Raw genomic sequence first — 23,215 nt, forward strand, 5'->3', positions numbered from 1 at the left:
AAGGGCGAGACGGCTTCACGGCCGGCGGCCGTCACCCGGCGCGCGAGGCGACGGCGTCAGCCCGGGGCGGACAGCGCGGAGATCTTGGCAGGGTTCATCATCCACAGCACCTGGTCGATGCCCTCGTCGGAGGCGTTGACGGTGAGGACCGTGAACAGCTCGCCGTCGTGACGCAGCAGAGCAGCCGCCTGCCCGTTCACGTCGGCCCATTCCACCTCGACCCCGGCCCAGAAGTGATCCGCGAACGCTCTGATGTACTTCGCGACCCGGAGCGCGCCGATCACGGGGATGCGCGAGGCGCGGACGGCGCCGCCGCCGTCGGAGTAACTGACGACGTCCGCGGCGAGGAGCTCTTCCAACGCGGCGAGGTCGCCTGAGCGGGCGGCGGCGACGAAGGCGGTGAGCAGCCTGCGCTGGTCGGCTCGGGTCACCGGTGCCCGGCGCTCGGAGACGATGTGTTTGCGTGCCCTGCTGACGAGTTGCCGCACCGCGACCTCACTGGCCTCGAGGATCTCGGCGATCTGCCGATAGGGATAGTCGAACGCTTCTCTCAGCACGTAGGCCGCGCGTTCGGTGGGCGAGAGCTTCTCCAGCAGGAGCAGGACCGCGAAGCCGAGGGCTTCGCCTCGTTCGGCGCCCAGGTGGGGGTCGTTACCGGTGTCGACGGGTTCGGGAAGCCACGGGCCGACGTACGTCTCGCGGCGGACCCGCGCGGACTGGAGGGTGTTGATGGCGAGGCGCGTGGTCACCGTCGCGAGGAACGCCCCCGGGTCGGCCACGGTGCTGCGGTCGTAGGCCTGCCAGCGCAGCCAGACGTCCTGTAACAGGTCTTCCGCTTCGGTGGAACTGCTCAGGATCCGGTACGCGATTCCGAACAGGCGTGGCCGCACGCTCGCGAAGGTGGCCGCCGCCTGGTCGAGGTCTTCTCTACCGCTGCGATGGCTCTCCGCATCGATATCCCCCATGATGATGGCCCCGTTCCGCCGGCGGATGGACCCGTACAGCTTTTCACCTGCCCGCCCGGGGGCGTTGACAGGGGATCACGGTTCGCGACGCCGGGTCGATCCGGCCGCGTCCTTCTGCCGTCAGGCGCGGGATGGAATTGATCTCCATCGGCATTCCCGTATGCCCTCGTTCTTTCGGGGGATTTAACGCAAAGATGATTGACGGCTTTTCGCTTCGCAGTAGTCGAGGTCCGCGAAGCGCGTGGGTGTTTATCGATCCCGGGTGTGGGGACGGTTGCCGTCGTAATCGCCCATTATGGGCGAGTCGCCGGAATCCAGGAGGCTGACATGACTGGATACCTGCCGTATAAGGACTCCACTCCGGCCGCCCGCATTGGCGGCGTACGCGGCTGGCAGGCGGACATTCTCCGCGGCGAGTCGTAATCGAGTGGACCGGGGTACTGCGGCGCATACGGGCCGCAGTGCCTCCACCTCTTCTCAAGCGGGGCCCGTACATCGGGGGCGTATATGGCGCGATTGTTCTACCCTGCGGCGTGGCGCAGCGATACGGTGGATAATCTGTCCGGAATCTCCGTGCCCGACCCTTACCGATGGCTGGAAGACGGCGACGATCCACGCGTACGGGAATGGCTCGCGGCCCAGGATCGTCTCTTCCGCGCCTGCGGCGCCCGGTGGCGGGAGAAGGACTCGTGGACGTCCTCGGTGGATGATCTGTCGTCCTTCGGCGTGTGTGAGCCTCCGATGGTCCGTGGTCCGGTCATGTTCCTCGCCGAGCAGCTCCGTGGGGACGAGCAGCGGCGCCTGCTCGTCGTCGGAGCCGGGGGCGGCAGGCGGGTGCTCGTCGATCCGGCGAGAATCGACCCGTCCGGCCGCACCGGGCTGTACGCCTGGTGGCCGTCGCGCGAGGGTGACCGTGTCGCCGTGCAATTAGAGGTCGCAGAGCAGCCCGGCAGCGACATCACGGTGCTGGACGTCCGTACCGGCGAGGTCGTGGACGGGCCCTTGCCGCGTGCCCGCAACACCTCGCTCGCCTGGCTGCCGGGAGGAGAGGCGTTCTACTACGTCAGCCGAGTCCCCGACGAGGAACTGGCCCCCGGCGACATGCGCCTGCACCGGCGGGTGCGGTTGCACCGGATCGGCTCGCCCTGGCAGGCCGATGCGGTGGTGTTCGGCGCGGAGGACGCCCCGGACCACTATTACGGGCTCACGGTCAGCGCCGACGGCCGCCATCTGGCGATCACCGCGATGGCCGGACCCGCCGCGCGCAACGACGTGTACGTGGCCGAACTCGTCGATCCACAGGCCCCGCGTTTCGTCAAGATCGTGGATGGAGGCGCCATCGGCGCCCGCGTCCTCCCGCGCTTCCTCGCGGACGGCGATCTGCTGCTGGTCACCGACTATCAGGCTCCGTGCGGCCGCGTCTGCGTGGCGGACCGGCACGATGCCGACCCGGCCTCCTGGCGCACGCTGGTAGCCGAGGATCCCGAGGCCCCCGTGGACGAGTGCCTGGTCCTGGACGGCCCGGCGCTCGCGCGGCCCCTCCTGCTGGTGGCACGCGCCCGCCACGGCACCTCGGTCCTGACACTGCACGACCTGGCGAGTGGGCGGACGCTGGCCGATCTGCCCCTTCCCGGCGCCGGCGTCGTGTCATCCCTGCGCGCCGGTGTCCCGCACGGACATCGGGCGTGGTTCAGCTACTGCGACGCGACCACACCTCCCACCATCTATCGCTACGACGCGGTGCTCGGCACGACGGAGCAGGAAGCCGGTGCCGCGACAGCGGGACGCACTCCGGAGATCCGCAGCGGTGCCGTGGGCTGTCGCGCCGGTGACGGCACCGAGATCACGCTGTTCCTGTTCACTCCGGACGAGGATCGTCAGGGGCCGCGCCCCACTCTCCTGTACGGCTACGGCAGCTTCGGCATGCCGATGCGCCCGTGGTTCTTCCCCCTGGCGGCCGCATGGGTCGGCGCCGGCGGCACCTACGCGGTCGCCTGCGTACGCGGAGGCGGCGAAGAGGGCCAGCGCTGGCACGACGCCGGTCGCGGGCCGCACAAACACCGCGCGGTCAGCGACTTCAACGACGCCGCGGCCTGGCTCATCGAGACCGGCCGAACCACCCGCGACCAACTGGCGATCTACGGCCAATCCGCCGGCGGGCTGCTGGTCACCGCCGCCGCCGTTCAGCGACCGGACCTGTACGCCGCGGTCGTCGCCGAAGGTCCGCTGTGTGACATGGTGCGTTATGAACAGTTCGGCCTGGGGTGCACGTGGACCGACGAATTCGGCAGCGCCTCCGACCCCGGCCAACTGCGCTGGCTGCTCGGATACTCCCCCTATCACAACGTCGTGCCAGGAGCCGCTTACCCGGCGTTCCTCCTCACCGGCGCGGTGACCGATCTGCAGACCGGGGAGGCTCATGTCGCGAAAATGTGCGCGGCCCTCCAGCACGCCACCAGCGGTGACCGGCCGATCCTCATGCGCAGGGAACCCGACACCGCACACGCCGCCTCGCCCGCGAGCAAGGAACGCGCCCTGACCGCGGACATCCTGGCCTTCGCCGGTGAACACACCGGTCTGGCGCCGAGAAGGACATCCACGCGTCTCCCGGAGGCCGTCGCGGAACCACGCTGAAAGACCGGCGCCTCCGGGCGGGCTCCTGCCAAGATCACACCATGCTGCGATTGGTCACGGCTCTGTTGGTCGCGGTGCCGCTGCTCGGCGGCGGCCGCCTTCTGACCGGGCCGCGCACGTTCGAAGAGCACGCCGCACAGGCCGTGGGGATCTGGCGGGCCAGCGGTGCCGCGCAGATCTGGCGCGACGGCTTCGTCCCTGTCGGCGACCTGACCGTGATGCCGCCGGAGGTGCGCGAGCAGATCGAGCATGACGAGGAATACGGCTGGGTCGTGGCCGGCCCGCTCCCCGCCTCGCCGGGCGCGGGGCAGGTCCGCTGGGACGACGGGTCGGCGATGCGGGTCCCCGTGATCGGGCCGGTGGAGGCGTTGCAGGCGGTGTCTCCCTGGCCCGAGGAGTGGATCTGGCCTGACCGGCACGCGTACCCCGACGGGGAGGCGTACAAGCTGACCGGTGCGGAGTTCACGACGATACGGCTGGAAACCGTACGCGGCATGGCGACCGTGCCCGCGTGGCGGCTGCACTTCTCCAACCTGCCCGGCCCGATCGACCGCGTCGCGGTCGATCAGGAGGCGCTCGACACCGTGAAACGCGCCGTCGGCAGGCACGACCCGGGCGACGAGCAGATCATGGGCGTCGAGACGCGCGGCGCACGCCGGCTGCTGGTGAGCTACGAGTACGGGACCTGCGGCGGTGAGCCGCTCGATGTCGTCCTACGGGTCAGCGAGCAGCCGGACGTGGTGGTCCTGGGGCTCGACGTCCCCTCCCAGGGCGGCGGCCTGTGCTTGGGCACCGGCATGGGCGGCCAGGGCGTCGTCGAGCTCGACAGGCCGCTGGGCGATCGTGTGGTGCTGGACGCGATGAGCGGGCTTCCCGTCCTGTGTCTTCGCCGTGCGCCGGACGCGTGCGGTTCCAGGAACTCGTGACATCACCAGCGACCCGCCGGTTCATCCCTGTGTGAGCGGTACGCCGGGTCCCTCGTGGAGCGTGGTCTTCCGGCGGCGCCGGAAGACCAGAGCCGCGACGACGAGCCCGCAGAGGACGACGAGGACAAGCGGCAGTGCCCAGGGGAGGGTCCACGCGTGTGCGGTGCCCTCGACGGCGGCGAGCGGAGCGGTCGAGCCCGCGGCGTCGGTGAGCAGCGGGACGAGCGTGACCGTCCCCGTCAGCCGCAGCGCGGGAGTCACTCCGTGCACCGGTACGGAGACCTTCCAGGTGTCGCCCGGCAGCAGCCGTGGCGAGTCGTCGATGTGTCCCGCGCGGGCGTCCCAGCGCCCGAAGGGACCGGACAGGGACACCGCCTGACGGGCGGTGAGAACGCTGTTGCCGTCGTTGCGGATCGTGTACGTGACGGTGGCTTCGCCCGTCCCGAGCGGATTGGGCGTGCCGGAATAGCGCACGTCCAGGTCCTCCACCGACAGGCTCGGCTTGAGCTCTCCGCCCACGCGCAGGCGGATCCGGATGCCGAGACGCCGCCCGTCCGCCGCGCCGGTCGGCGTGGTGACGATGCCGCCCATGTACTCGCCGGGCGCGGCGTCGTCGGGAAGCGCGACCGTGAACGGCATCTCGGCCGACTCTCCGGGCCGTACCGTCACGCCGGGCCGGTCCGGGTGGACCCACGCGCCCACCCCCGTCGACCTCGCGTCCGCACCGAGCAGGTCGAGCCGGCCCTGCCCGGTGGTGAACGCGTCCGCGGCGTACACGCTCAGGTGGAGCGGCGTCGTGCCGTGGTTGGCGACCACGAGACCGTCCTCGGCCCGCCCGCCCGGGTCCAGGGTGTAGCTGTAGTTGCGCCGGCCGGGCCCGAAGTCGCCGGAGGCCGTCGCGACCGTCCAGGTGACCTCGCCGTCCGCCGCCGCGGCGGGGCCCGTCCCCGTTCCGATCAGACCGGACGCGGCGAGCAGCGCCACGAGGACGGCTCGGGCGAGGGAGCGTGCCGCGGTTGTCGTACGCGGCCTTGACGGGTGCATCTGATCGGTCCTCGGGTGGTTCCGGAAGCGGCGGGACAGGACGACGTGCCGTGGGGCGGGCGCCTCGACGGTGCCCACCGGGGTGAGCGGGGCCGATCAGCTCGTCGTGACCCCGCTCACCCTCGGCCGTCTACTGGAGCCAGTCGGACTCGGAGGCGGCCTGCTTGTCCTCGCCGGCCTTGCCCTCGTTCGTGTGGATCACGACCTTGTCGACCGTGGAGCCGACCGGCTGAGCGGCGCTCGCGCCGCTGTCCGGGCCGCACCACGACTCCTGGCCCAGCTCCACCGCGGCGTTGGGAGCGGCGCAGGTGCCGCTGCGGATGTTCTCGACGACGAGCTTGTTCCCGCGCACCTGGACCCGCACGTACGTACGGACGTGCTCCTGGTTCTCGACCGAGTTGGCCCAGTGGTTCTTGGGGTTCAGCGGGTCGGGACCGTAGTTCGGGTCCTTGTTCGTGTCGGGGGCGGTGAGGTCGTAGTACTTGGAACCCGAGGCCGAGTTCGCCGTCACGTAGATGACGCCGCCCGGGCCCTTGGACACCTCGGTGGCGCCGGGCTGCTCGTCCTTGTTCGCCTTCTGCCCGTTCTTGATCACGTAGCTGCGGGAGTAGCTGTGGTCGTGACCCTGCAGGACCAGGTCGACGCCGAGCTTCGAGAAGGCCGTCGGGAAGTCCTGGCGGCGCACCTTGTTGTCGGCGTCGTTCGCGTGGCTGGCCGGCGAGTAGATCGCGTGGTGGTAGATGAGCACCGTGTGCTTGGCGCCGGCGCCGTGCTTGTTGACGACATCGGTGATGTAGGCGATGTGCGCGGCGTCGGAGCCGCTCGCGTACGCGTTGCTGTTGATGTCGATGAACAGGATGTTCTTGTATTTGAACCAGTAGTCGCCCCCCGACCGGGTCGTCGCGCTGCCGTTGTAGTACGGCGCGGAACGGTCGGTGTTCGGCGTCCAGAAGTGCTGCTCGTACGCCTTGCCGCCGACGTCGTGGTTGCCGATTGTGGCGGCCCAGGGATACTGGCGCAGCTTGTCGGACGCGAGGAACGCGTTCCACTGCGTCTCGGTGTTGGCCGACTCGACCTGGTCGCCGCCGGAGACCAGCAGCTCGGCCTTCGGGTTGGCGGCGAGGGCGACGTTCAGGGTGTCCTCCCACCCGGCGCCGTCCTTCGCCACGTTGCCGGACGAGCCGATCTGCGGGTCGCCGAAGAACAGGAAGTCGAGGTTGTTGCCGTTGAAGTCCTGGGTCGTGAAGGAGTACGTCGGGGACCAGTCGCCCTCGGCGCCGACCCGGTAGGAGTACGCGGTGTTCTGCTTCAGGCTGTCGATCGTGGCGTGCGCGTTGTAGCCGCCGTTGACGACGTTCGCGGTGACCGTGGCGGGGAAGGTGACGGCGTTCGCGGGGAACCGGCCGTCGACGACCTTGGACGCCGGCGCGACCTGCACCACCTGCGCGGTGCCGGCCGAGGAGTACCACGACAGAACGCGCTGCGTCTCGTCGGCGCCCACGCCGAGGACGATGCCGGTGAGCGTCGCGCTGTCGGCGTGGGCCGCGGTGGCAAGGCCGCCGAACACGGCGCCGGCGCCGAGGGCCGCCGCCGTGGCGCTCACGGCCACCCGGCGCAGGACGCTGGGGCCCTGAGTCCCCTTGTCGAGCTTCATTGCTTTCCATCCATTTGGGGGTATTGGAGCGATTTGCACGATTTCGGGATTCGGTGTCGCGGAGATGAACGTGGGGCAGGCGAGCCGTTGCGCTTGCCGGAAGTTGTGCCGTGATCTCAGGTTCCGAGAACGCGTTGGACGAACCACACCAGGCCCATCGCGGACACGCCGGCCGCGATCGCCCCGGTCGTCCACAGCCCCGCGATCGGCCGGCGATGACGCAGCAGGGCGAGCAGCGGGAAGACGGCGACGATGATCGTCAGCTGGACGACCTCGATGCCCACGTTGAAGACGAGCAGCGACCACAGGAGCGTCCACGACCAGGCCTGGTCGATGCCCAGGGCCGCGGCGAAGCCGAGACCGTGCACGAGGCCGAAGCAGAAGACCACCGCGAGCCGCGTCCAGCCCGCGTGGTCCAGGCCGAGGCGGCCGTGACCGGCGGTCTCGAGGTCCGTGGCGTGCGAGCGGCGTCGCCAGAGCCGCCACAGGTGCCAGCCCGCGACGACCGCGATCGAGAGCGCGATGACGGGCTCGACGAACGCCGCGGGCGCCTCCACGAGGCCGAGGGCGGCGAGGACGAAGGTCACCGAGTGGGCCAGCGTGAAGGTCGTCGCCGCCAGCACGATCTCGCGCAGGCGGCGCGACCCCGCGATGAGCGCCAGCAGGAACAGGATGTGGTCGATCCCGCCGAGCAGGTGCTCGGCCCCGAGCCGGAAGAACTGCCAGAACCGCTCGAACCAGGACTGCTGCGTGGAGAACGACCGATGCTTAGCGTCGAGGGCGGTGCTCCCCGACGTCAGGTCGAGGTCGTAGGTGACGATCGTCTTGCTGTCGCGCACGTACCCCTCGGAGCCGGCGAACAGCGCGCTGCGCACCTCGTGCGCGTCGGCGGACCCCGGGCACCGGTAGTCGAGGGTCAGCCGCGCGTACGGGACGCCCTCGCGCCGCCCGATCGTGAAGCCGCCGTCCTTGACCGGGGCGCACGCCGTGCCCCCGGCGGTGACGCCGAAGCGTTCGGTGACGTACGCGACGACCGAGCCGGTGTGGGCGTCGAGCGCGGCGGCCTGCTGTGCCGCGTCACCGGCCTCGAACGCCGCGGTGCCCGCCCGGAAGAGCGGGTCGTCCTTCTCGGAGTCGGCGGCGGAGACGACGAGCAGGTCGTACTCCAGCTGGAGCTCGGTGCGGACGTGCCCGGCCCGGGGCGAGACGAGGTTGACGTAAACCGTCGAGGTGAACCCGTGAGCGAGGGCGGGCAGGGCACCCAGCGCGGCGGAAAGGGCGCTGAACAGGACGGCCACGGCTGCGGCGGCGATGACAGCACAGACACGACGCCGAGCGGCGGGGGACATATGACTCCTTTTCGGCTTTGGCGTACGAAATCTGCTCGATTGAGATGAACGAGCGGTATCTCGCGCGAGAACCGTCGAGGAATCACGCCCGGCGGAGACGGCCTCGGCGCCGAAAGCCGCAGATCATGCGGTAGGAAATAGGCGCACTTCCCGGCACCACCTTGAAGGACGATCCCCATGCGCTCTCGGCTTCTGCCTGCCTGCACACTGGCCGCGGCGGTCGCGATCGCCCTGCCGGCCGGCGGATGCGGCTCCGCCGACGACTGGTCCCGGCCGCACGCGAAGCCCACCGCCGTCGGCACCCCCGGCCCGGGCTTCTTCCCGGCCGCGTCACCGGCACCGGAGGCGACGATCACGCCCCGGCCCGGCTCATGGAACGGGGTCCGTCCGCCGGAGGGCTATCGTGTGGTGCTGCTCACCGCGGGGGAGGACCGCCAGACCACGACGCTGGCGAGCGCGGTGACGGCGTGGGCCGAGGAGGAGGGCGTCAGCCTCAGGACCCTCACGGCCGCGCGGCCGGACCAGTTCGTGCCGACCATCGGCAGGGCCATCGACATGAGGCCCGACCTCGTCGTCAGCGCCGGCGACGACCTCGTCGACCCCCTGGCCCTGGTCACCCCCAACCACCTGGACCAGCAGTTTCTCGTGGTCGGCGCGGAGCTGGCCGAGCCCACGGAGAACGTCACCGCCGCCGACTGGACCGGTGCGTCGTTCCGCGGCGAGGGGCTCGGCATGTCCTCGGCGTACGATCCCGCCAGCTTCACCCCCGAGCGTGCCGGGCGTGCGGTCCGGGCCGGTGCCGCGGCCGTGCTCAACGGCATGACCGGCATCGTGCTCTGGCTCGACTAGGTCGCGTCTCCCCGGCGGGCTCGCCGGTGTGGGCTGACGACGGCCGCGACGGTTTCGCGAGCCGGCCGGGTCAGGGCCGGACGGCCAGCACCCGGAAGCCGATCCCGCGGGTCGTCCGTGCTACCGACTCGATCGCGAAACCGGCCTGCTCCAGGTAGGGCCGGGGATCGCGGGTGAGGTAGTCGGCCTCGAACCGCACCGACAGCGGTTCCAGCAGCCGCATCCCGGCCCGGATGACCGGGTTGCTCGAAGGACCGTGCTCGGCCAGCACGAACCGCCCGCCCGGCTTCAGCACGCGATACGCCTCGCGTGCCGCGGCCGGCGGATCCGGGATGGTGCACATCGTGAACGTCGACAGCACCGTGTCGGCGACGCCGTCGGGCAGGTCCAGACGTTGCACGTCGCCCTGCCGCAGCTCGACTCGCTCGCCGAGGCCGGCCTGCGCCACCCGCCGCCGCGCCAGTTCCAGCATGCGCTCGGAAAGCTCGATCCCGATCACCGTGGCGTCGGCGGCGTACAGCGGGAGGTTGAGCCCGGTGCCGACCGCGATTTTCACGACCTGACCACGCGCCTGCCCGACGGCCCACTCGCGGCTGCCCGGAAACAGACGGCGCTCCCAGGCCAGCATCTGGCTGTCGTACCGATCCGCCATCCGGTCGAACACCCGGCGTACGTCGGCGTCCGTGGTAGCCCGCATAGATCGACCCTAGCCAACGGGAGCCGCCCACAGGCCGGCTGCAGCACTGGTCCTCGTACGCCTCCCGGTCCTCCAGCGGCGGGCTCGATCAGGCGCTCCGGCGTGCCCGCCCACCGCGGAGATCAAGGGCACTCAGGCCATAGCGCCGAGGCGGGTTCACGCGGTACAAACGTCCCACACATTTTTCAGGGCTTTATACAAGGCCAGCCTGCGAGAGAGCGCTCTCTCGCAGGGTCACGCAGCGGAAAGGACCAACCGCATGACGACCCACACCCCTGGCAGTGGGAGTCCTCTACGGCGGCGGCCACGCCGCCGGCTGATCGACCGGGCGTTGACGTTCGGTCTCGTGCTGACGACCGTCGTCGTGACGGCGGGAGCGACGGCCGCCGCCGCGGCACCCGGCCCCGGTAACCCCGGAAATCATGGGAATCACGGGCTTCCTGGAGTCGTCGACCTCGGGCCGAACGTCACCGTCTTCGATCCGGGCATGCCGGTCGAGGAGATCCAGGCGACTCTGGACGCGGCGCACGCCGCGCAGGTCGACAACGAGATGGGCGCCGAGCGCCACGCCTACCTCTTCAAGCCCGGCACGTACGGCACAGCAGAGCACCCGCTGCAGATCAAGGTCGGCTACTACACCGAGATCGCCGGCCTGGGCGCATCGCCCACCGATGTGGTCATCAACGGCAAGGTCGAGGTCTACAACCGCTGCCTGGAGAACAACGGCACCGGCAACTGCCTCGCGCTCGTCAACTTCTGGCGCACGCTGTCGAACCTGTCGGTCAACGTCAACGGCGCGGGCCAGGACGACTGCCGCCAGACGGCGAATTTCTGGGCCGTCTCGCAGGCGGTGTCCATGCGCCGCCTCAACATCAGTGGCGGCACCCTGTCGCTGATGGACTACTGCACCGCCGGCCCGCAGTACGCCAGCGGCGGGTTCATCGCCGACTCCAAGCTGCCGTCCGTCACCAACGGTTCCCAGCAGCAGTGGCTGACCCGCAACACCGAGGTCGCCGGGTGGTCCAACGCCGTGTGGAACCAGGTCTTCTCGGGGGTCGTCGGCGCGCCGGACGAGTCCGGGTTCCCGAACCCGCCCTACACCACGGTCGACGCCACTCCCGTGAGCCGGGAGAAGCCCTACCTGTACGCCGACGCGCAGGGCAGGCTCAACGTCCGCGTGCCCGCGGCCAGGACGAACACGCGCGGTGTCTCGTGGGCGAACGGCATGACCCCGGGCCGCACGGTGCCGCTGTCGGACTTCTACGTCGCGAAGCCGTCGGATTCGGTGCAGACCATCAACAGCCAGCTCGCGCGCGGTAAGAACCTGCTGCTGACGCCCGGCGTGTACGACATCGCGCGGAGCATCGAGGTCAAGCGACCGGACACCGTGGTCCTCGGCGTCGGGCACGCCACGCTCACCGCCGTACGCGGCTCGATCCCGCTGGACGTCGCCGACGTGCCCGGTGTGATCATCGCCGGAGTCACCGTCGACGCGGGTCCGCAGAAGTCCCCCGTCCTGCTGCGGGTGGGCAGAGAGCACGGCGGGCGCAGGGCCCCGGCGGACAACCCGACGACCCTGTCCGACGTGTACTTCCGCGTGGGCGGGCCGCACGTCGGCAAGACCGAGACCGCTCTCGAGGTCAACAGCGACAACGTGCTGATCGACCACACGTGGGTGTGGCGCGCCGACCACGGGGTCGAGGGCTTCACCGACACCCAGCGCTGGAACACCAACATCGGCCGCTACGGCGCCGTCGTCAACGGCGACCACGTCACGGCGACCGGCCTGTTCGTCGAGCACTTTCAGCGGTACAACACCGTCTGGAACGGCGAGGACGGCACGACGATCCTTTACCAGAACGAGCTGCCGTACGACCCGCCCACGCAGGCCGACTGGATGAACGGCCGCGTGAAGGGCTACGCCGGCTACAAGGTCGGCGACCGCGTGAAGCGGCACAACCTGTACGGCGCGGGCGTCTACGTCTTCAACCAGAACAACCCGTCCATCCACACCGAGAACGGCTTCGAGGTTCCGGCGACCCCGGGCGTGAAGCTGCACCACATCATGACGGTCAACCTCAACGCCGGGACGATCGACCACGTCGTCAACGGCGTCGGCGACGCGGCCGACACGACCAAGGTCGGAGCGCCGCAGTACGTCGCGGACTACCCGGCCCAGTAGTCACCCTGTTCGCGCAGGTGGGCCGGCGTCCCCGGACTCCGGCCCCCTCAGGAGCCGGATTCGCAGCGCCGCTTGAGACTCTCGGCCTCCGTGCGGACGTATCTGCGGGTGCGGCCGCCGATCAGCAGGCTCATCAGTGGCGCCAGCGGCCCGGACTGGTCGATCCCGAGCAGAACCGACACCCCGCCGTCCCGGGGCGTGAGCACGTGCGTCGCGAGCGTGGTCACGCCCCCGCCGGCCGCCTGCCAGGCGAAGGACCTGCCGTCGGTGAGCTCCGTCACCTGCCACACCATCGGGGGAAGCCCCGGCTGCTTGATGCGTACGCGGACGCCGGGGCTCAGCGGGCCGTCGTCGAGGTGCTCCACCGCGGTCATGGTGGGCGTGAACTCGGGCCACCTGGCGACGTCCGTCAGGACCCGCCAGACCCGATCAGGAGAGGCGTCGATGTCGACGCCGGTCTCGAACCGCATGTCAGCCGTCACACTCCTGCCCATAAGGGACGCCGGCAGATCCGGACCCGACCCCTCATCCGAACCTCCTGAAGGGGAACGATCGGGGGTGCCGTGACCGGCGTAGAGTCACGGCACCCCTCTCAGGGTAGGGGTCGCCATGGAGTACGTCCTGGTGGGCTGCCGGTGACCGGACGAGGAGGGTCAGCCGGAGCCGGTGTCGGCGGGGTGGGCGCCGCGCTCCGCGGACTCCTCGTGCCGTCCCCGGATCCCGGGGGCGCCGGCGGGAGCGCCGCCCCGGCCGAGGACGGCGGTCGCCGCCGCGACGGCGGGCACCAGGATGACCGCCGCCGCGACGTTGACCGCGCGGAAACCGCCGGCGGCGAGGATCGGCCCGGCCAGCGCGGCCGCCGCGGCGCCCGCGTAGTTCATGCCGGCGTCGGTGGCGCCCTGCAACGGCACCCGTATGTGGTCCGGCGCGGCGCCGGTGAGCAGCGCCGACCCGGAGATCATCGACGCCGACCAGCCCATGCCGAGGACGGTCAGCGCGAGCGCGGTGAGCGCGCTGCCCTCCGAGGCGGACGCGGCCACGAAGCCGAGCACGACGGCCGCCACGAGCATCAGCATTCCCGCGCACGCGACCCTGACCACGCCGAGCCGGTCGGCCAGCCATCCGAAGACGGGGCTGAAGGCGTACATGCCGAGCACGTGCAGGCTGATCACGACACCGACCAGCCGCAGCGACATGCCGTGGTGCTGCATGTGCAGCGGCGTCATGACCATGACCATGACCATCATGGCGTGCGCCACCGCGACGAGCGCGACCGCGAACCGCGCCGCGGGATGGGCCGCCGCCCACCGCAGCGCCGCCGCCGCTCCCACGGTCCGGGGAGGGGCGTGCGCTCCGCCGGCGACCGGCGCGAGCGGCCGTACGGCGGGCCGGAGGAACAGCGCGACCACCGCGCCCGCCAGGGCGAACGACACGACCGAGATCAGGTAGGGCCCGGCGAGGCCCGGCAGCCCGAGCCGCCTGCCGAGCCGGTCGGCCACCTCGCTGAGGTTGGGGCCGGCCACGGATCCGATCGTGGTGGCCCAGACGACGATCGACATCGCCCTGGCCCGGGCGCCGGGGGCCGCGCCGTCCGCGGCGGCGTAGCGGGACTGCAGGTTCACCGCCTGGCCGACGCCGAACATGGCCAGCCCGGCCAGCAGCACGACGACCTGGGAGACGACGGCGGCCGTGACGATCAGCACGCCGCCGAGCACGGCGATCGCGTAGCCCAGGGTGAGTGAGCGGCGCCGCCCGTGCCGGGCCGCGACACCGGCCAGCGGCACCGCGGCGACCGCCGCGCCGAGCACGCTCGCGGCCTGGCCCAGCCCCGCGAGGGACGTGCCGCCGAGCCGTTCGACGAGCAGGCCGCCGACCGCGAATCCGGAGGCGACGGCGACCCCGCCGAGCAGGTTGCCGGCGACGAGGCTCCCGATGCCGCGGGCGCCGGACCGCGGCCCGCCCGAGTCGTCGCGGCTCATCGCGCGCAACCGCCACGTGCCGTCATCCGGTGTCTCACGACGCCCCCGCCGCGCGCCACGCACAGCACTGCCGGACCACCTTTCCCTCGCGCCCCGTCCGCTGTGTTCCGGGAAAGCGACACCTGATGATATGGCCGGCATGCGCGGTGCTGCTCGGCGGTCGTCCGTCCGCACGGACGCCCCACCCGTGGTCCGGCGCGGAAAGCGTCCGTACGGGATCGGGCCCTGAAAGGGCACCGCCCTCCTCGGCCTTCGCGGCGAGGAGGGCGGGCTTCCAGCGGTTCGCCGTTACCACACCGGGCGGCTTCTGTGGCGATGAGCCGCGGGGTTCGCGCCTGACACGTCAGGCGTCTGCTCAAAAGTGTCGCATTCGGCCGTCAAACGCGGTATTCGACCGCGTGCAAGACGGCGCCACGATCGCCCCAAGAAACCACCGGTCACAGCGTCGAGCAGACCGTGCCGTTCAGGCGGAACACGGTGGGGGAGGGGTAGGCGCCTTCGTTGGCGCCGACGAACCCGAGGGTGACCGACCCGCCCGCCGGGATCGTCCTGGTCTGCCCGTCGGGCATGACCCGTATGTCCCGGCCCTCGGTCGTCCACGTGCCGCCCGACCCGCTGCGGACCTGCTCCCCGGCCACCGGGAACCGGAACGCGAGCGCCCAGTCGGTCACGTCGGCGGCGCCGCGGTTGGTGACCGTCACCGCGGCGGTGAAGCCCCGCCCCCAGCCCTGCGTCACCCGGTAGCGGACCGCGCAGGTGCTGTCCGGCGGCGTGGGAGCGGTGAAGGTCACCGGCGCGGACGGCAGGGACAGCCGTCCGGCCCGGTCCCTGGCCAGCACGTTGACCGTGTAGGAGGCGCCGGGCTCCAGTTCGCGCAGCGTCAGCGAGGTGCCCCGGGTCGTGCCCAGCAGGACGGCGTCCGCGCCCACCTGCCGGTACACCTCGTATCCGGCCACCCTGGGCGCGGCGGCGGGCCAGGTCACCGTGACGCCGCCCGCGTCGCCGCGTGCCGTCGGCGTGCCCGGGGCGGGTGCGGCCTTCGGGCCCTTCGCCGCGGGCACCGTCATCGTGGTGACCGAGTACGGCGGGAGCGTCCGGGTGTACGGGTCGCCCTGCTCGGCGCGGGCGATCGCGGTGGCCCCGCGGGTGAAGGTGTACGTGACCGGGGTCCGGCCGGAGGGAGCGAACCCGGTGTAGCGGAGCCGTACGGGATAGGCGGTGGCCGGATCCTTGTTGATCATCACGACGGCCAGGTCGCCGCCGGCCTGCCGTACGGCGTGCACGGCCACCTTCGGCTCGTCCGAGGACGCCCTGACCAGGCCGTCGCCGGGCCGGGCGGCCGTGCCGAGAATCTCGATGCCGTGATAGGAGGGGAACGGCGTGTTGAGCGGCGGCTCGCAGACGCCGTCGGCGCACTGGCCGAGCGACAGGAAGCCGATGTCCTGGTAGTCGGTCTCGCCGTCGATCGTGCCGGCCTTCTCCAGCGCGTTGTGCGTGTCGAACCAGTCCACGGTGAAGACGCCGTTCTCCAGGGCGGTCAGGTAGGTGTCGGCGGCGAACAGCCCGGCCGCGTGCGTGTTGCGCCCGATGTTGGAGGCGACCTCGGTCAGCGCGAGCGGCACGTCGCGTCCGCCCAGGGCGGTGACGTCGGCCCGCACCTGGGCCAGCATCTCGGCGAGCCCCGGCGGAGAGGCGAGCAGCGCGGCGACGTCGCCGGTCGTGTCCGGGATGCTCGTGCCCGGATACCAGTGCACGGTGAAGAAGTCGACCTCGGAGGCGAGCGCCGGGATGACCGTGTGGTTCCAGGTCGCGGAGTCCCCCGCGGCCACCACGCCGTCCGGCCAGCTCCCGGGGATCGTGAGCACCGCCCCGACCTTGATCGTGGGATCGACGGCCTTCATCGCGCGGACGAACTCGAGCGTGTTGCGGGCGTACGCCGCCGGGCTCTTGTCGGGGTGGTCGTCGGTCTCCCAGGTGGCTCCGTAGTGGCCGTTGCCGTAGAGCTCGTTGCCGACCTCCCAATACTTCACGCCGTACTTCTTCGTCACGTTGGCGTACCGCACCCAGCCGGCGGCCTCCTCCGGAGTGCCTGTGCCGTAGTTGGCGATCACCACGGGCTGTGCGCCGGCCCTCCTGAGCGTGCCCATGAACGCGTCGAACCCCGTGCCCGGAGCCACGGTCCCGCCCGGCGCCGTGTGGGTCTGCCAGTGGTACAGATCGGCGTACGACCCGCCGGGATACCGTACGGCCGCGATGTGCGCCCGATTGTACAGCCGCGCCACCTCCGGATCGTTCATGTGGGAGTCCCAGATGGCGGCATTGGCGCCGTACGCCGCCTCGTGGACGGTGCCGAGCCCGGCGTTCGCGTTGACCGTGACCTCTACGGCGTGACCGTGCGAAGGAGCGGGGGACGGGGGCGGCGGAGGCGGGGCGGGGGCCGCCGCGAGCAGAACGGCGGCCGCGAACGCGGCGAGCGGCACGGCCAGAGCTGCGCGCATCAATCACTCCGGTGTCGAAGGGGGGACCGGTTCGTGGAGCCAGGCCTCACGATCACCCGCGATGATCTCCCGGTCAAGTGCGCGCGGTGTCGTCCCTGATCGGCACGCTCGTCGCACCCGTGGTTCTTTCAGCGGCGTTCTTTCATCGGCGGTCTCCCGTCGTGCCCTCGGGCAGCGTGTCGGCGAGGTAGGCGCCGAGGTCGGGCCGGTCGGGGGCGAGCACGTGCCGCACCCACGCGTCGCGTTCGTGCAGGATCGGCGGCAGCTCCCAGACGCAGCCGATGAGCGGGCGTTCCGGCCGGATGAAGTGCGTGGGATCCCGGTCGGGACAGCCGAGCACGGGCTGACCGGCCACCGCGTTGCCGTAGTGCAGGGCGTTGTCCCACGCCCAGGTGTAGGCGTTGACGTAGGCCCCGTCGTCTCCGCCCCTGTGGAGGACGACGAAGGCGGCCGGGGGCGTGCCGTCCGGTTCGGGCAGCAGCTCGGGCAGGACGGCGTACGCCGCCTTCTCGACCGCCGGATCGATGCCGGCCGGGTCGGCGGTGACGTGGTAACGCTTGACGTGGTAGCCGCTCACCGTGATCGGGGGCGGCACGAAGAGCAGCTTCTCCGCGAATGCCATGACGGGAACGGTAGGACCGCTTCACTGACACCTTCCGGCAGTGGACCCGGACGGCAGAGACGCCCAGACGGATCTGTGGCAGCGCAAGCGTGGCGGTGCGATTCTGGCGCTGTGCGCGCGTCCCGGCTGCTGTCGATCCTCCTGCTGCTGCAGTCGCGCGGCCGGATGACGGCCAGGCAGCTCGCCGGCGAGCTGGAGGTCAGTGTCCGCACGATCTACCGGGACGTCGAGTCGCTGCACGCCGCCGGCATCCCGTTGTACGGCGAGGCCGGGCACGAGGGCGGCTACCGCCTGATGGACGGCTTCCGCACCCGGCTCACCGGCCTGACCGAGCGGGAGGCCGGGGCGCTGTTCCTGGCCGGGCTGCCGGGACCGGCGGCGGACCTCGGCCTCGGCGCTCTGCTGGCCGCGGCCGAGCTGAAGATCGAGGCCGCGCTCCCGGCCGGTCTGCGGGAGGAGGCGCGGCGGGTGCGGGAGCACTTCCACCTCGACGCGCCCGGCTGGTACTACGACGGCGACCAGTCGCCCTATCTGCCGGAGATCGCCGAAGCCGTCTGGAACGCCCGGGTCGTCCGGGTCCGCTACCGCCGCTGGACGGAGCCCTGCGAGGTCGAGCGGAGGCTGGAGCCGTACGGGCTGGTCCTGAAGGCGGGCAAGTGGTATCTCGTGGCGCGGTGCGACGGCGCGTTGCGCACCTACCGCGTCGGCCGGGTTCTCGCGCTCACGGTGACCGGCGAGACGTTCGAGCGCCCCGAAGGCTTCGACCTGGCGGGGCACTGGCGCGAGCACCTGACCGGCTTCCGCTCGCGGCTGCTGCGGGGGCACGCGGTGATCCGCCTGTCGCCGCGGGGCCGGGAGCGGCTCGGCGAGGTCATGAGCTCGGCCGTCATCGGGGCCGTGGACGAGACGGCGGGCCCGCCGGACGAGCGGGGCCGGGTCACCGCCACGGTGCCCATCGAGTCGGTCACGCACGCGCGGACGGAGTTCCTCAAGCTCGGCGCGGAGGTGGAGGTCCTCGAACCGGCCGAGCTGCGTCGCGAGATGGCGGCGGCCGCGCACGGCCTCGCGGCCCTCTATCCACCGCCTGCGCCGCTCCAATGAAAGAGCGGCCCTGATTTCGGCGGGTTTTGGCGAAAGGCGATACCAACTCGGCGAGCGCCTGACAGGGTGCGGTTGGAGTTCTATCCTTGACGGCGTCCCTGACAGACTTCTCGCTGCTTGCGGGAGAAAAAGTGCCCATAACCACGCGTACGCCGCGAAGGGAGAAAGCGCGAAGCGAGGGCGCGCGAGTGGACGGGCTTCGTGATCCGGATGTCGAGACCTTCATCGGCGCGATGGGGACGCGCATGCGCGCGGACGCCGAGACGGTCGGAGTCGACCTCCGGACCCTGGAGATCCAGGTAAGACTGCACCTGCCCCGGTTGAGCAGGCCGGCCATCGCCGGCTGGTCTCCGGACAAGGTGTACGAGGAGATACGGCTGCAGGCCGTCGTCCGGGCGGCGCAGGTGCGCCAGTCGGCCCAGGACGCGGCGCACCAGGCGCATGCCTCCGTCCTCCTCGACGTGCACAAGGCGCACCGGGACCTGAGCCTGTCGTTCACCGACGGCTACCGCACCCGCCTGCGCTTCACCGAGGTCAGGCCCGGCGTGGGTCACCTCGTCCAGTCGAGACTGCACTACCTGCACAGCGAGAGGGCCGACACCCTCCTCCAGTTCGGGCTCTTCCTGCCCGGCGCGACGATGCCGCTCACGTACGTCGCCTTCTCGCGCTGCGACCGCCAGTACGTCCTGGACGCGCTCACCGGTCACGGGCTGGACGTCGATCCGGCCCGGATAATGATCCTGACAAGAATGCACGGGCTGGCGGGAATTCCGGCGAACCTCATGAGCCTGACGATCTCCCGCGCGGTACGGGAGATCAGGGCGGAAAACGCCGGGGATTACGTCATCACGGCCTACAACCCCATGCTCGGTTTCGACGGCACCTCGTTTCTCGCGTCGGGATTCACGCCGGTCGCCCTGTCGCCCGTGGCGTATCGCTACGACGACAAAGGCCTTTTCCAGACGCGCCGGATATCCGGGGAGTCGATGCCGCAACTCCTGGACACCCCGGACAACGTGCTGATGGTCCTCGGCGCCACCGCGGCGGCGAAACGGAGCGTCCGCGGGATCGAGGGCCTGATCACAGTGTCGCGCCGGACCCACTCGGGCGGTGACCAGGTGCGACCCGTCGAGGCGGACTTCACCGCGCCGGAGTGGACGGACCGGTTGCTCGGCTACCGCCGGATGCTGGAAACCTGCTGGTCGGAGCGTACGGCCCATCCGCGGTATCAGGAGCCGCCGGTCACGGCGGGCGATCCCCGGGGGCAGTGCGGCGTCACCTCCGTCTGGCTCGCCCGGAGGCTCCGCACCGATCTGCTGCTCGAACCCGTGTACTGCTACGGGTGCCTGCGGGTCGGCCGCGACGACGCCGAGGACGTGAGCCACCACTGCTGGGTCGAGATCGGCCCGCCGGACGACCCGCGGCGGTTCGTCATCGACCTGACCGGCGACCAGTCGGGCGACGTACGCGAGCCGATCGTCCTGGGCGAGCACCGGGCGCTCGCGGACCGGGGGCTGCGGTACGAGACCGCGACGCGCCTGCGCCTCGACGAGCTGCCGAGAGACCGGGTGTGGCCGCGCTTCCTCGCGCTCGAGGACCGCCTGCGGGAGGCCCCGCGATGACGACGTCAGTTGCGGACAGGGCGCCCGGCATGACCGGGATCCGGCCCTCGGTGCTGTTGCTGTCGTCCGACAGCAGGCGCAGGTACGCCGAGGACGTCCTGACGGCGCTGGCCCTGCCCAGAGGGGCGATCATCCAGTTCCGCTACGAGACCGACTACGTGGCGGGCGCCCTGCAACAGGCGATCGCGAACGGCTCCGCCGTCGGCCGCCGCTGCCTGGTGGCCTTCCTGGCGGACCGGGAGTCGCCCGAGGCGGAGCCGTTCGTCGTGCCCGTGCGCTTCGCCGCGGTCGTCGCGACCGCCTGCGTGGCCGACATGGCCGTGTTCAGGCTCAGGGTGGACGACTACGCCAACCTGGAGGAGTTCCCGCTGGCCGAGGCGGAGATCAGGGCCAAGGGCGGCTGGTTCGTGGACAGGCTCGCGGAGGCCAACGGCGGGCGCTGGTATCCGGCCACCACCCGCTTCCCCGATCTTCACTCCCACGAGCGGCCGGGTGACGATCCCGTCGCCTGGCTCGGGGTGGCCCGGCGGCTCGCGCGGCATCCCACCTTCAGGTCCTCCTACTTCGTCCGCACCGAGGAACCGCTGCTGGGCAGGGACAGGCCGAGCGCGCTCGACGCCGCGGGACGGCTGCACCTGAGCGACGGCGACACGGTGAAGATGCGGGTCAGCTACTACTGCGACGGCTACACGCCGACCGCGAAGCGGCTCGTCTGCGCGACCGACGGCACCTTCCTGAAGATCGCCTCCGACGACTCCTACGACGTGGCGTCGCGCTACGACACCGTGGAGTTCTGGCTGCGACCCGAGGTGCTGGCCTTCGACGCGCTCGCGCGGGTCGGGATCACGCTGGCCGTCGGCAGCCGGGCGGACCCGGCGAAGGCGGGCGACTCACTGACGACGAGCGCCGGGTTTCCCGTGGTCGTGCGCCGATCCCGGTCGCGCCTGCTCACCCGGGTGTCGGCCGCGACCGCCGGGGCCTTCCTCGTCGCCCTGCCCGCCATACTCGGGCCGGGCGTCGATCTGCCGTGGAGGGCGCTGTCCGCCGTCTGCGGAGCGGCCCTGCTCGCCGTCGCGAACATCGTCATCTCCCGCGGCAGGTGACACCCCATCGGAGAACAGATGCGGACGTCGCGCGAACTCCCGGCACAGCTCGTCGAACAACGGCAGCAGTGCCGGGCAGCTCATGCGTATCTTCCGCCTGGCCGTGATCTCGGTGCGCTTGTACGCGGCCCAGGTCGGGCGCACCGGGTGATGGTCGGCCAGCAGCACGTTGACGTGGGGGAGCAGCTTGTCCAGCGCGTAGACGAACCTGCTCTCCGGGTCGCGCTGCGCCGTGTAGCCGTACAGGTCCTCGACGAGCCAGGGGAACGTCCCGCCGAAGTCGCGGGTGATGATCTCCCGGGCCTCCTCCTCGCGTACGGCCTTCTTCTCGCGTTCCGCCGGGCCCGCGTAGACCGACACGTCCCCCGCGTGGACCTCCGGCAGGTCGTGGACCAGCGCGTATCTGGCGACCCGCCCCGGATCGAGGGTCTCGTCGATCAGGGGGGCGAGGCAGACCGCGGCCAGGCCCAGGGCGAAGGAGTGCTCCGCGTCGTTCTCCCGCCGGGTGACGTCCTGCGGCACGACCGAGGACCGGTCGATCACGTACGGCGGGAAGACCAGCTCGCGCATGAGGGCCATCAGGGTGCTCGCGTCGGCCCGGGAGCTTGTGCCGTTCGCGTCGTCCCTCGCCATCGGGCCGCCTCGCAGTGTGTCGCCCGTACGCGGCCACAGCGCTTCGCGCACGGCCGGATTGCCAGCGTAACCCATCTCAGGCGGCATAGTCCTTGAGCGTTATCGAGGTGGCCGCCTTGGTGCTCATCTTGTCGAGCACCCGCGCCAGCGGCCCGAAAGTGAGCATCCGATAGGACAGATTGCGCCGCCGGATCGCGCCCCGCGTCGCCGGGGCGAGGAAGGAGCCCGCGTTGCCCGCGACCCGCTGGCACGCCTTGGCGAACCCTCTGATCAGTCGCTCGTATTCGGGGAACGCGGCGCGGTGGTCGCCGCGGGCGGCGGCCAGCTCGCCCGCCAGCACGTACGCCGCCACGACGGCCATGCCCGCCCCCATGCCGCCGCAGGTGGCGCCGTAGCCGGCGTCGCCGAGCAGCGCGATCCGCCCGCGCGTGCAGTGGTCCATGTGGACGAGGCTGATCGAGTCGAAGTAGAAGTCGGTCGCGTCCGCGACGGCCTCGAGCAACCGGGGGACCTCCCAGCCCGCTCCCGCGTACTCGTCCAGGACGATCCTTTTCTGCTGCGCCACGTCGCGGTGGTCGAACTCCAGCCCCGGGGCGCGGAAGACGCACATCACCCCGGCCGTCACGCCGTCCCTGGCGCCCGCGGCCGCCACGCCACGGCCGGGCTCGTTGTAGAGCAGCGTGTCGCGGCCGAGACCCAGATGGTCGGGCGCGCTGAAGATCGCGACGTGGTGGCCGGACGGCCGCACGAACCGCGACTCGGGGCCGAAGGCCAGCCGCCGGACGTTCGAGTGCAGACCGTCCGCGCCGATCACGAGGTCGAACGTCCGGGGCGCCGCGCGTTCGAAGGTCACCTCCACCCCGTCCGGAGTCTCGGTCATGGAGGCGATGGAGTCGCCGAAGACGTACTCCACGTCGTCCCCGGTCCGGTCGTACAGCACGCGGGCGAGGTCGCCGCGCAGGATCTCCACCTCGCCGCCGGTGAACTCGGCGGGCAGCGCGACGACCTGCTCGCCGCGCCAGTCGACCACCCGCAGCGGGCCAGGGTCGGTGCGCAGGCGGCGGATCTCGTCAAGGACGCCCATCCGCCGCAGCACGCTCATGTGGACCGGCCCCCGGAAGTCGACCGCCTGGCCGCCCTCGCGCAGGGCGGGGGCCCGCTCGACGACCGTGGGGGCGAAGCCGCGCCGGCGCAGCCAGTACGCGACGGCCGGTCCGGCGATGCTCGCGCCGGAGATCAGGACGGACGGGGTCTTCATACGCGCTCCTCTGGGTCCGAGGCCGCGAGGCGCCGCGGCCACGGGAGGAGCGTCGGCGCCGGCGCTGACGAGCCGCCCACCGCCCGCCTACCGGGCGCT

At 71.3% G+C, this 23,215-nt stretch carries 17 protein-coding genes; 6 read left to right on the forward strand and 11 right to left on the reverse strand.

Translation table 11 applies throughout. From position 1 onward, the window contains the following. Positions 1 to 56: 56 nt before the first annotated feature. On the reverse strand, positions 57 to 965 hold the full coding sequence (locus AB0O28_RS20840; protein ID WP_363642473.1) for an RNA polymerase sigma-70 factor: 909 nt from the start codon (positions 963 to 965) through the stop codon (positions 57 to 59). Positions 966 to 1,472: 507 nt separating this feature from the next. Here AB0O28_RS20840 and AB0O28_RS20845 point away from each other — a divergent pair. Beyond that, a complete protein-coding gene (locus AB0O28_RS20845; RefSeq protein ID WP_363642475.1) occupies positions 1,473 to 3,599 on the forward strand; it encodes a prolyl oligopeptidase family serine peptidase in 2,127 nt (708 codons plus the stop codon). A 41-nt stretch (positions 3,600 to 3,640) separates the two neighbouring features. Then, on the forward strand, positions 3,641 to 4,525 hold the full coding sequence (locus AB0O28_RS20850; protein WP_363642477.1) for a hypothetical protein: 885 nt from the start codon (positions 3,641 to 3,643) through the stop codon (positions 4,523 to 4,525). A gap of 21 nt (positions 4,526 to 4,546) precedes the next feature. Here AB0O28_RS20850 and AB0O28_RS20855 read toward each other — a convergent pair whose 3' ends face one another. From AB0O28_RS20855 to AB0O28_RS20865, 3 genes are all read right to left on the reverse strand, one after another. Continuing rightward, complete coding sequence (locus tag AB0O28_RS20855; protein WP_363642479.1) at positions 4,547 to 5,569, reverse strand: hypothetical protein; 1,023 nt, start codon at positions 5,567 to 5,569, stop codon at positions 4,547 to 4,549. A gap of 130 nt (positions 5,570 to 5,699) precedes the next feature. Continuing rightward, positions 5,700 to 7,223, reverse strand: coding sequence for a metallophosphoesterase family protein (locus AB0O28_RS20860; protein ID WP_363642481.1), 1,524 nt, complete (start codon positions 7,221 to 7,223; stop codon positions 5,700 to 5,702). 116 nt (positions 7,224 to 7,339) lie between these two features. After that, a complete protein-coding gene (locus tag AB0O28_RS20865) occupies positions 7,340 to 8,572 on the reverse strand; it encodes a HupE/UreJ family protein (protein WP_363642483.1) in 1,233 nt (410 codons plus the stop codon). A gap of 177 nt (positions 8,573 to 8,749) precedes the next feature. On the opposite strand from AB0O28_RS20865, the gene AB0O28_RS20870 reads away from it, so the two are divergent. Next, positions 8,750 to 9,421 (forward strand): hypothetical protein, encoded by a 672-nt coding sequence (locus tag AB0O28_RS20870; RefSeq protein WP_363642485.1) that lies wholly within the window; start codon positions 8,750 to 8,752, stop codon positions 9,419 to 9,421. A 70-nt stretch (positions 9,422 to 9,491) separates the two neighbouring features. On the opposite strand, the gene AB0O28_RS20875 is transcribed toward AB0O28_RS20870, so the two are convergent. Beyond that, complete coding sequence (locus tag AB0O28_RS20875) at positions 9,492 to 10,118, reverse strand: methyltransferase domain-containing protein (protein ID WP_363642487.1); 627 nt, start codon at positions 10,116 to 10,118, stop codon at positions 9,492 to 9,494. 259 nt (positions 10,119 to 10,377) lie between these two features. Here AB0O28_RS20875 and AB0O28_RS20880 point away from each other — a divergent pair, with 259 nt between their 5' ends. Further along, positions 10,378 to 12,300, forward strand: a complete 1,923-nt coding sequence (locus tag AB0O28_RS20880) for an adenylyl cyclase (RefSeq protein WP_363642489.1) — start codon at positions 10,378 to 10,380, stop codon at positions 12,298 to 12,300. A gap of 47 nt (positions 12,301 to 12,347) precedes the next feature. Here AB0O28_RS20880 and AB0O28_RS20885 read toward each other — a convergent pair whose 3' ends face one another. The 4 genes from AB0O28_RS20885 to AB0O28_RS20900 all read right to left on the reverse strand — a co-directional run bounded on the left by AB0O28_RS20885 (position 12,348) and on the right by AB0O28_RS20900 (position 17,399). After that, a complete protein-coding gene (locus AB0O28_RS20885) occupies positions 12,348 to 12,770 on the reverse strand; it encodes an SRPBCC family protein (RefSeq protein WP_363642490.1) in 423 nt (140 codons plus the stop codon). A gap of 183 nt (positions 12,771 to 12,953) precedes the next feature. Beyond that, positions 12,954 to 14,279 carry an MFS transporter gene (locus tag AB0O28_RS20890; RefSeq protein WP_363642492.1) on the reverse strand — a complete coding sequence of 442 codons (1,326 nt, stop codon included), beginning with the start codon at positions 14,277 to 14,279 and terminating at the stop codon, positions 12,954 to 12,956. A gap of 437 nt (positions 14,280 to 14,716) precedes the next feature. Beyond that, the gene (locus AB0O28_RS20895; protein WP_363642494.1) at positions 14,717 to 16,777 is read right to left on the reverse strand and encodes a cellulose binding domain-containing protein; all 2,061 of its coding nucleotides are present in this window, start codon (positions 16,775 to 16,777) and stop codon (positions 14,717 to 14,719) included. Between the two features lie 142 nt (positions 16,778 to 16,919). Next, positions 16,920 to 17,399, reverse strand: coding sequence for a hypothetical protein (locus tag AB0O28_RS20900; RefSeq protein ID WP_363642496.1), 480 nt, complete (start codon positions 17,397 to 17,399; stop codon positions 16,920 to 16,922). Between the two features lie 111 nt (positions 17,400 to 17,510). Between AB0O28_RS20900 and AB0O28_RS20905 the strand changes: the two genes are divergently transcribed. Together AB0O28_RS20905 and AB0O28_RS20910 are read left to right on the forward strand one after the other, a co-directional pair. Beyond that, the gene (locus tag AB0O28_RS20905) at positions 17,511 to 18,500 is read left to right on the forward strand and encodes a WYL domain-containing protein (protein WP_363642498.1); all 990 of its coding nucleotides are present in this window, start codon (positions 17,511 to 17,513) and stop codon (positions 18,498 to 18,500) included. Positions 18,501 to 18,688: 188 nt separating this feature from the next. After that, positions 18,689 to 20,122 (forward strand): hypothetical protein, encoded by a 1,434-nt coding sequence (locus tag AB0O28_RS20910; RefSeq protein ID WP_363642500.1) that lies wholly within the window; start codon positions 18,689 to 18,691, stop codon positions 20,120 to 20,122. A gap of 890 nt (positions 20,123 to 21,012) precedes the next feature. On the opposite strand, the gene AB0O28_RS20915 is transcribed toward AB0O28_RS20910, so the two are convergent. Beyond that, positions 21,013 to 21,933 (reverse strand): HD domain-containing protein, encoded by a 921-nt coding sequence (locus AB0O28_RS20915; RefSeq protein WP_363642502.1) that lies wholly within the window; start codon positions 21,931 to 21,933, stop codon positions 21,013 to 21,015. 1 nt (position 21,934) lies between these two features. Then, on the reverse strand, positions 21,935 to 23,116 hold the full coding sequence (locus AB0O28_RS20920) for an FAD-dependent monooxygenase (RefSeq protein ID WP_363642504.1): 1,182 nt from the start codon (positions 23,114 to 23,116) through the stop codon (positions 21,935 to 21,937). Positions 23,117 to 23,215: the final 99 nt, after the last annotated feature.

This window comes from Microbispora sp. NPDC088329, from assembly GCF_040685655.1.
In the GTDB taxonomy this organism is placed as follows: Bacteria; Actinomycetota; Actinomycetes; order Streptosporangiales; family Streptosporangiaceae; genus Microbispora.